The sequence below is a fragment of the Albidovulum sp. genome, from assembly GCF_049646345.1.
Lineage (GTDB): Bacteria > Pseudomonadota > Alphaproteobacteria > Rhodobacterales > Rhodobacteraceae > Albidovulum.
The window spans coordinates 1-8,071 of sequence record NZ_JBARVQ010000194.1 but is presented as its reverse complement, the minus strand read 5'-3'; the positions used below and the strand labels follow the sequence as shown (position 1 = coordinate 8,071).

General features: G+C 62.8%; 11 protein-coding genes. 2 read left to right on the top strand and 9 right to left on the bottom strand.

Features of this window, described 5'->3' with window-relative positions; translation table 11 throughout:
- Both WBB85_RS04755 and WBB85_RS04750 read right to left on the bottom strand, forming a co-directional pair.
- The coding region (locus WBB85_RS04755) for an amidohydrolase family protein (RefSeq protein ID WP_432637478.1) at nucleotides 1-568 on the bottom strand (568 nt) is incomplete at its 3' end.
- A gap of 69 nt (nucleotides 569-637) precedes the next feature.
- Nucleotides 638-1,108 (bottom strand): Lrp/AsnC family transcriptional regulator, encoded by a 471-nt coding sequence (locus WBB85_RS04750; protein WP_432637477.1) that lies wholly within the window; start codon nucleotides 1,106-1,108, stop codon nucleotides 638-640.
- Between the two features lie 193 nt (nucleotides 1,109-1,301).
- Here WBB85_RS04750 and WBB85_RS04745 point away from each other — a divergent pair, with 193 nt between their 5' ends.
- Nucleotides 1,302-2,048 (top strand): maleate cis-trans isomerase family protein, encoded by a 747-nt coding sequence (locus WBB85_RS04745; protein WP_432637476.1) that lies wholly within the window; start codon nucleotides 1,302-1,304, stop codon nucleotides 2,046-2,048.
- 4 nt (nucleotides 2,049-2,052) lie between these two features.
- Here the strand turns inward: WBB85_RS04745 and hemE are convergent, their stop codons facing one another.
- Nucleotides 2,053-3,078, bottom strand: coding sequence for a uroporphyrinogen decarboxylase (gene hemE / locus WBB85_RS04740; protein ID WP_432637475.1), 1,026 nt, complete (start codon nucleotides 3,076-3,078; stop codon nucleotides 2,053-2,055).
- Between the two features lie 103 nt (nucleotides 3,079-3,181).
- Between hemE and hemC the strand changes: the two genes are divergently transcribed.
- Complete coding sequence (gene hemC / locus WBB85_RS04735; RefSeq protein ID WP_432637473.1) at nucleotides 3,182-4,138, top strand: hydroxymethylbilane synthase; 957 nt, start codon at nucleotides 3,182-3,184, stop codon at nucleotides 4,136-4,138.
- Nucleotides 4,139-4,213: 75 nt separating this feature from the next.
- Here hemC and WBB85_RS04730 read toward each other — a convergent pair whose 3' ends face one another.
- The 6 genes from WBB85_RS04730 to WBB85_RS04705 form a co-directional block, all read right to left on the bottom strand.
- The gene (locus WBB85_RS04730) at nucleotides 4,214-4,939 is read right to left on the bottom strand and encodes a sterol desaturase family protein (RefSeq protein ID WP_432637472.1); all 726 of its coding nucleotides are present in this window, start codon (nucleotides 4,937-4,939) and stop codon (nucleotides 4,214-4,216) included.
- Nucleotides 4,940-5,018: 79 nt separating this feature from the next.
- Nucleotides 5,019-6,437 (bottom strand): FAD-binding oxidoreductase, encoded by a 1,419-nt coding sequence (locus tag WBB85_RS04725; RefSeq protein ID WP_432637471.1) that lies wholly within the window; start codon nucleotides 6,435-6,437, stop codon nucleotides 5,019-5,021.
- Between the two features lie 66 nt (nucleotides 6,438-6,503).
- Nucleotides 6,504-6,944, bottom strand: a complete 441-nt coding sequence (locus WBB85_RS04720) for a molybdenum cofactor biosynthesis protein MoaE (RefSeq protein ID WP_432637470.1) — start codon at nucleotides 6,942-6,944, stop codon at nucleotides 6,504-6,506.
- A gap of 3 nt (nucleotides 6,945-6,947) precedes the next feature.
- Nucleotides 6,948-7,196, bottom strand: coding sequence for a molybdopterin converting factor subunit 1 (gene moaD / locus WBB85_RS04715; protein ID WP_432637469.1), 249 nt, complete (start codon nucleotides 7,194-7,196; stop codon nucleotides 6,948-6,950).
- Nucleotides 7,193-7,858, bottom strand: coding sequence for a CDP-diacylglycerol--glycerol-3-phosphate 3-phosphatidyltransferase (pgsA, locus tag WBB85_RS04710; RefSeq protein ID WP_432637468.1), 666 nt, complete (start codon nucleotides 7,856-7,858; stop codon nucleotides 7,193-7,195). The genes moaD and pgsA overlap by 4 nt, the downstream gene beginning before the upstream one ends.
- 9 nt (nucleotides 7,859-7,867) lie before the next feature.
- A partial coding sequence (locus WBB85_RS04705; RefSeq protein WP_432637467.1) for a hypothetical protein occupies nucleotides 7,868-8,071 on the bottom strand: 204 nt, incomplete at its 5' end.

Below are 8,071 nucleotides of genomic sequence, written 5' to 3'. Positions count from 1 at the left end.
GAAACAGCCGCAGCTTGGCCATGGCGGCGCGGTCGCGGTGGATCACACCGGGGTAATTCATGAATTCGGCCAGCCCGATGCCGGAGGGATGGCCCATGAGCGGCACAAGGTCTTCGGCCTCGATCCGGGCACCGGCGGTTTCCATGTCCGTCGAAGGCACGCAGGACGAAAGCTGCACGCGGATATCCATCAGCGTATGGCGGCTTGCCTCCTGAAAATAGCGGATGCCATCCACCCCGATCACATTGGCGATCTCATGCGGATCGCAGATCGCCGTTGTCACCCCGCGCGGGGCAACGCAGCGGTCGAATTCGAAGGGCGTAACGAGCGAGCTTTCGATATGCAGATGGGTGTCAATGAAACCGGGCACAAGCGTCAGGCCAGTGACGTCAAGCACCTCGAGCCCGTCATAATCTGCCCCGATCCCGACAATGGTATCGCCGCAGATCGCCACATCGCCCCCGATCAGCGCCCCGGTCACGACGTCAAAGACCTGTCCGCCCCGCAATACGATGTCTGCAGGTTCGTCCCCACGCCCCGCCGCGATCCGTTGTTCCAGTTCCGCCATCTCATCTCTCCGTCAATCGCGCCCGTCGGACCGACAGGAAACGCCAGACCGCAGCAAAGGTCCAGACGGCTATCTATGGAGGCTCACTGCGAGGCCGACCTTCACCCGATCCATGACGATGGTGGTCTTGAACTTGCTGACCTCGGGCGAGCCGAAGAAGTTATCCTGTGTGAACCTCTGGTATTCTTCGAGATCCTGCACAACGAGGACCAGCATGAAATCGGATTCCCCTGTCGTGTAGTAGCATTGCTGGACAAGCGGTTCAGCCCGCATCCGGCGCTTGAAGCTATCGAGGACGCCGGAGTTTTCCCGCTCCATTGCCACCTCGACGATGATGGTCATGTTACGTCCGATGGTCCCGGGATTGACCAGCGCGATCTCGGCCTCGATCACCCCGGTATCGCGCAGCCGTTTCAGCCGTTTCTGAACAGCGGCGGGAGAGAGGCCGAGATGTTCGCTGAGAACTTCGGCGGTCTGGCGGCAGTTCTGTTGAACCTGTTCGAGAAGTTGCAGGTCGAATTTGTCGAGCGACTGGGGCATTGCCTGTGGCGGGCCTTGTTGCTGTGTGGATCGATATTTAGATGCCAGATATTCGACGTACAATCATTCGCAATCCGACGCTTTTCGATTATTTTCAGATCGAATTTCAGATTTATTGAGATATTTGCGAGCCGCGAATGCTGTAAATGGGGCAGGCGACTGTGTGCAGGCGCGAAATGCGGGAGACGTGACGATGAAGCTGCCGTTTGCGACCGATGACGGAATGGGGACCGGCGCTGCGCTGGGCCTGATCGTTCTTCCGGCCGATGAGACGCTTGAAAACGAGATGCGGGCGCTGGTGCGCGAAGCGGATGCGGCGCTTTATCACACGCGTATCGTCATGCCGCCCGAGGTGACGACCGAAACCCTGGCCAGCATGGCCGAGGCGCTGCCCGCGGCAGTTGCGATGCTGCCGGAATGCCATTTGGACGTGATCGGTTATGGCTGTACTTCCGGTGCCACGGTGATCGGGTCCGACGGTGTGCGCGAGCGGGTGCAGGCTGTTCACCCCGAGGCGAAGGTCACCGATCCGATCAGCGCGACGCTTGCTGCCTGCCGGGCGCTGGGTGTGCGGCGGCTGGGGTTCGTTACGCCCTATGTCGAAAGCGTGTCGGCGGCGATGCGGGCGCTGCTGGAACAGAATGGCATCGCGATCAGTGCTTTCGGGTCGTTCGAGGAAGGCGACGACCGGGTCGTGGCCCGGATCGCGCCCGAGAGCATTCTGGCGGCAATCGAAGACGTAGCGGGAAGGGCGGATTGCGATGCGGTCTTTGTCTCGTGCACCAATCTGCGCGTGGCCGGGATCGCGGCCGAGGCGGAGGGCCGCATTGGTCGTCCGGTGATTTCGTCGAACCTTGCGCTGGCCTGGCACATGCGGGCACTGGCAGGTTTGCCCACGGGAGTGGTTCCCGGCATCCAGCTCTTTTCGAAGGGGCTCTGAACCCTCAGCCGCGGACGGCTTCGATCATCCGGTGCACGTTTTCCGGGTCGGCGTCGGGGGTGATGCCGTGGCCGAGGTTGAAGATATGCGGCCCGTTCAAGAAAGCCCCGACGATCCGCTTCGTCTCGCTGACCAGCCTGTCGCCGCCTGTCACCAGAAGCGACGGGTCGAGATTGCCCTGAACGCAGCCGTCCTTCTGCACATGCGTCGCGGCCCAGTCGGCGGCGACAGAATTGTCGAGTGCCACGCAATCGGCGCCTGTCGCCTTTGCGAAGCCCTCATAGCGGTCGCGCGCCTCGCGCGGGAAGGCGATGATCGGCAGGCCGGGATGGCGGGCCTTCAGCTCGGCGATGATGCGTTTGGCGGGGGCCAGCGCGAAATCGTCGAAATCCTGCCCCTTGAGCGACCCTGCCCAACTGTCGAAAAGCTTGACCACCTCGGCCCCGGCCTCGATCTGGGCCGAAAGATAATCGATGGTCGCGCCGGTCAGAAGGTCGATCAGCGCCGAGAAGGTCGCGCGGTCGGCGGCCTTCAGCGCATGGGCCGGGACCTGATCGGGGGTGCCGCGCCCGGCGATCATATAGGTGGCGACCGTCCAGGGCGCACCGGCGAAACCGATCAGCGTCACCTCGGACGGCAATTCGCGTCTGAGGATACGAACGGTTTCGTAGATGGGGCCGAGGGTTGTATGAATGGCGTCGCGATCCTTCAACCGGACGAAGTCAGCCGGATTCCTGATCGTAGACAATCGCGGTCCTTCGCCGGTTTCGAACCAGAGATCGCAACCAAGTGCCTGAGGCACCAATAAAATATCTGCAAACAGGATTGCCGCGTCGAACCCGTAGCGGCGGATCGGCTGCAACGTGACCTCTGCGGCAAGATCCGGGTTGTAGCAAAGCGACAGGAAATCCCCCGCCTCGGCCCTTGTTGCCTTGTATTCAGGCAGATAGCGGCCGGCCTGCCGCATCATCCAGATCGGCGGGGTGGGCAGGGTTTCACCGGCAAGGGCGCGCAGAATTTTCTTGGTCATATCGCCTCCATCGCCCCTTTGACCCCGCCCTGCGACGGGATGTCAAGGCGATCCGCGCGGGCGGCCCATTGCGCGGGCAATCTGTCGCGGCTATGCCGGAAGCATGAAACTGCCGAGCGCACAAAACCCGTTGAAGCTAGGCACCCGCGGCTCTCCGCTGGCGCTGGCGCAAGCCTTTGAAACCCGGTCGCGGCTTATGGCGGCGTATGGGCTGACCGAAGACAGTTGCGAAATCGTGATCATAAAGACGACCGGCGACGACCGGGCGCTGATCGCCGCGGACCGGCCGCTGAAAGAGATCGGCGGCAAAGGGCTGTTCACAAAGGAGATCGAAGAGGCGCTGTTGTCGGGCGCGATCGACATCGCGGTGCATTCGATGAAGGACATGCCGGTCGAACAGCCGGGCGGCCTGGTCCTTGACTGCTATCTGCCGCGAGAGGATGTGCGGGATGCTTTCGTTTCGCCCTCGGTCGCATCGATTGCAGAGCTTCCCGAAGGGGCCGTGGTCGGTTCGTCGTCGCTGCGCAGGCGGGCGCAGCTTGCCAACCGGCGGCCGGACCTGAAGCTGGTCGAGTTTCGCGGCAATGTGCAGACCCGGTTGAAGAAGCTTCAGGACGGTGGTGCCACGGCGACATTTCTGGCCATGGCGGGGCTCAACCGGTTGGGCATGGGCCATGTCGCCAAGTCTGCGATTGAAGTCGATGAGATGCTGCCCGCCGTGGCGCAGGGGGCCATCGGGATCGAGCGGCGGGAAACCTGTCAACGTGCCGGTGAACTGCTGTCTGCGATCCATGATGCGCCGACGGCCGAGCGGCTGACCGCCGAGCGCGCCTTCCTTGCGACGCTTGACGGATCGTGCGAAACGCCGATTGCCGGGCTTGCCGTGCATGAGGGTGAGGGGCTCTGGCTGCGGGGCGAGATCCTGCGGCCCGATGGATCCGAGGTGATCCGCGGCGAAAGGCGGTTCATGGCCGCTGAGGCTGCCGAGGCCGGGGAAGATCTGGCGCGGGAGTTGCTGTCGCAGGCCTCAGCGGACTTTTTCGACTGGCGTCACAGCTGACAGGTCGCAGGGGGCGCTGCCCCCGGTGCCGCCTGCGCGGCACCTCCCCCGGGATATTGGAGCCAAGTGGATGGATCAGCTGCGGGCGGCGTGGGCAATCTCGTCGTCGCTGAGCCCGTAGCGGGTCGCGAAGCGATGGCGCGCGGCGATCAGGCGCGGATCGTCGGGGCGCATGCCGAGGGTGCGGATGAACTCGATCCGTTGTTGCGACTTCAGCGCATCCTTGTCGATGGCCGTTCCCATCACCCGGTCGATGATCTCGCCCCCCGCCGTGACATGGAACCATTTTGAGAAGTCGCGGAAATGGTGCTGGTTGTGCAGTGTGGTTACATGCCGTTCGATGGCGGTTTTCTGCACCGGCAGATGCGCGGTGGAATGGAACCATTCATAGGCGAGGAAGGTGGCGCCGCCGCCGATCAGCACGATGGCGGCGGCACCGGGAATGGCCCAGCCCGCCCCGAGGGCGGCAAGGATGCCCCAGGCAAGTGTGAAATTGAGCGCGAGGACCGGAAAGACGACGAAATCGGGGGCGAAGAACAGGTCCCTGTTGGTCGGGAAGTCGTGGTGGCCGTAATGCGCCCGGTAGAGCAGGTCGAACTGCCATTGCCGTTCCGGCGGCGGCAGGTGGAAGATGAAGCGGTGAAGGTTGTATTCGTTCAGCATCTGCGCCGGGATGCCGAGCAGGGCCAGCGCCCAGAGCAATGGAAGCCCGGCACTGACGACAATCCCGATGCCGACAGCGACCCCGGCCGCAATGCCGAGGATCGAGCGGTGCCGGAACATCAGGGCCAGTCGTTCCATCCGGGGTCTCCCTTCCAATAATGGCGTGAGCGTCAGCAACGCGCGCGGGCCGGTCAAGTCTGACGCCGGGGCAGGGCGGTCAGAACGTCACGTCGGGGATGGTCTTGCCGGGATTGAGGATGTTCTTCGGATCGAAGGCGGCCTTCACCGCCCGCATCATGTCAAGCGCCACCGGGTCCTTGCGCCGCCGCATCGAGGAGAGTTTCGAGAGGCCGATCCCGTGTTCTGCAGAAAACGAACCGCCAAGGTCGCGGACAATCTCCTCGATCGTCTCGGTCAACCGCTCGTCGAGCATGGTATCCTTGCGCGTCGGGAAGATGGCGAGGTGGATATTGCCGTCGCCGAGATGGCCGACCGTATTGGTCCGGGCGCCAGGGTTGAGTGTCTGGAGTGTCTCCTGCATCCGGGTCAGGAAGCTTTCCACCCGGTCGAGCGGCAGGGCGACATCGAAATCGACGGTATGGCCCGCGCCGGTCACGATTTCCGCCGCGGCTTCGCGTCGTGCCCAGATCGTTTCGCGCTGGGCCTCGGAGCTGGCGATGATGGCGTCAAGGATCAGCCCCTCTTCCAGCATGTCGCCAAGAATGCCCTCCGTCAGACCGGTCAGGGGGATGGCACCATCCGGCCCCGCATCCGCATCGCGCGGGGCGGTTGCGCCAAGTTCGACTAGGATCGTGATATCATGAATTTCGGCGAAGGGATGGCCAAGGTCGGGGCGGCGGTCGCGGAGCAGTTCCATATAGTCGCGGGGCATGAATTCAAACGCCTCGACAAGGCCGCCGGTCGCTTGCTGCAAGCGGTTCAGCAGCGTCAGTGCCGCGCCGAGGGACGGCACGGCCAGTATCGCGGTTGCATGGGCACGGGGGGCGGGCACGAGTTTCATCACCGCCGCCGTGATGACGCCCAATGTGCCCTCGGCCCCGATGAAAAGATCCTTCAGCGCATAGCCGGAATTATCCTTGTGCAGTTCCGACATCAGGTTCATCACCCGCCCGTCCGCCAGTACAACCTCCAGCCCCAGGCACAGGGCGCGGGTGGACCCGTAGCGCAGAACGTTCGAGCCGCCGGCATTGGTCGACAGGACCCCGCCGATCATGGCCGAACCGCGCGCGCCGAACCAGAGCGGGAAATAGAGCCCTTGCGCTTCTGCCGCATCGTGCAGTGCCGACAGAATGACGCCTGCTTCAACAATGGCAAGACGGGTGTCAGGCCGGATTTCGCGAATGCGGTTCATCCGTTCGAGCGACAGGATGATCCCGCCTTTCGTATGGATTGCGCCGGTTACCCCGGTGCGTCCGCCTGCCGGGACGATTGCAATTCCCGCATCCTGCGCAAGGCGCAGACTCTGCGAAACCTGATCCGTATCCGCCGGGCGCAGTACGGCCAGCGGGTCGCTCACATATTTGTCGGTCCAGCTGGCTGCATAGGGCGCCATGTCGCGTCCCGTCAGCACATTCGCCGGGCCGAGAATTTCACCGAGGCGAGAGAGGATCGACATGCAAGGCTCCGTTTGGCGGGACTTGGATTGCCCGTTCTTCGAGATTGGATTGCCCGTTCTTCGAGACTACCAGCGTTTCAGGGCAGTTTCGTCGTCGTCCTTCGCGGCGACCCAGTCGGCACCGTCCGCGCCGATTTCCTTCTTCCAGAACGGAGCGCGCGATTTGAGGTAGTCCATCAGGAACTCGGCCGCCTCGAAGGCGGCGACCCGGTGTCGGGCGGCGGTGGCGACCATCATGATCGCCTCACCGGGTTCCAGCGCGCCGTGGCGGTGAATGACGAGGATGTCGGCAAGCTTCCAGCGCGCCTTCGCCTCTTCGGCGATGGCGGTGATCGCCTTTTCGGTCATGCCGGGATAGTGCTCGATCTCCATCCGGGCAAGGCTGCCGCTGTCGTCGCGCACGACACCAAGAAAGGTCACGACCGCGCCCACATCGCGCCCGCCTTGCCCGAAGCGGCTGCATTCAGCGCCATAGTCGAAGGGGGTGGACTGAACGCTGATCCGCATGCGTCAGCCCCCGGTCATTGGCGGAAAGAACGCCACCTCGCGCACACCGTCAAGCGGGGCCGAAAACTCTGTCAGTTCCTGATCCAGCGCCACGCGCAGGGCCGTGACATCGGCGAAAGCCGCCGCATAACGATCCTCGCGTGCCTTCAACTCCTCGACCAGTTCGGCGACGGTTGCGGCCTGCGTGTCGATCCGCTCGCGCGGTACCCCGATCCGTTCCCGGACCCAGGCGAAATAGAGAACGTCGATCATGCCTCATCCTTGAGGAATGGCAGGGCCTTGCGGAAATAGTCCCATCCGGTGAGGAATGTGAGCACGGCCGCCACCCAGATCAAGGCAAGACCGGCCATGGTCGCGTAGGAGGAACAGCCGCGCACCCCGCAGGACCGGATCGGATCGGCAAGGCCTGCTGTCACCAGTTCGGCATATTCCTCGGTCGTCAGGCCACGCCGGGCGATGCCTTCCAGATGCTCGAGCCCGGTGCCCAGAAAGAGGATCGCGATGGCGACCATCTGTGCGGTGGTCTTCCACTTGGCCAGCTTCGTGACCTTCAAAAGTCCTGCCGTGGAGCCGAGATATTCACGCAGGCCCGAGACAAAGACTTCGCGGAACAGGATGAGCGTGGCGGGCAGGATCAGCCAGGGGTTCATCCCGGAATAACCGGTGATGATAACGATCGCGATCACCACCATCGCCTTGTCGGCGATCGGGTCGAGCATGGCGCCGAATTTTGATTCCTGCTTCCATGCGCGTGCAAGGTAACCGTCGAAGAAGTCTGTCACTGCGGCGGAAACAAAAAGCGCCAATGCAAACCAATCGGCCCAAGGACGATGAAAATAAAGAAACATCACCGCCACACCTGGCGCGGCAAGAAGACGGAGCACCGTCAGTATATTCGGTATCGTCCATGTCATGGCGGGACCCTATTCTACTGTAGTCTGGTCGAAAAGTGGGGATATGAGACTTCGGGTGGTTGTTGTGGAAGTTTCCGCATTGATAGCGTCCGCCCCATCAAGCTGTTGCAATTGCTCGTGGTTGCCGACATCCTTTGGTTCGGTTTTCGCAGGCATTCGTTGCTTATGCGAATATGTGGCATTGAAATGGTGATAGGATTTGGTGTGCAGAGG

Bases quoted from the DNA above. Each gene is read 5' to 3' on its own strand.
- WBB85_RS04725 (WP_432637471.1), bottom strand. From the start codon at position 6,437: ATGTCGATCCTCTCTCGCCTCGGTGAAATTCTCGGCCCGGCGAATGTG.
- WBB85_RS04720 (WP_432637470.1), bottom strand. From the start codon at position 6,944: ATGCGGATCAGCGTTCAGTCCACCCCCTTCGACTATGGCGCTGAATGC.
- WBB85_RS04750 (WP_432637477.1), bottom strand. From the start codon at position 1,108: ATGCCCCAGTCGCTCGACAAATTCGACCTGCAACTTCTCGAACAGGTT.
- WBB85_RS04745 (WP_432637476.1), top strand. From the start codon at position 1,302: ATGAAGCTGCCGTTTGCGACCGATGACGGAATGGGGACCGGCGCTGCG.
- hemE (WP_432637475.1), bottom strand. From the start codon at position 3,078: ATGACCAAGAAAATTCTGCGCGCCCTTGCCGGTGAAACCCTGCCCACC.
- moaD (WP_432637469.1), bottom strand. From the start codon at position 7,196: ATGATCGACGTTCTCTATTTCGCCTGGGTCCGGGAACGGATCGGGGTA.
- pgsA (WP_432637468.1), bottom strand. From the start codon at position 7,858: ATGACATGGACGATACCGAATATACTGACGGTGCTCCGTCTTCTTGCC.
- hemC (WP_432637473.1), top strand. From the start codon at position 3,182: ATGAAACTGCCGAGCGCACAAAACCCGTTGAAGCTAGGCACCCGCGGC.
- WBB85_RS04730 (WP_432637472.1), bottom strand. From the start codon at position 4,939: ATGGAACGACTGGCCCTGATGTTCCGGCACCGCTCGATCCTCGGCATT.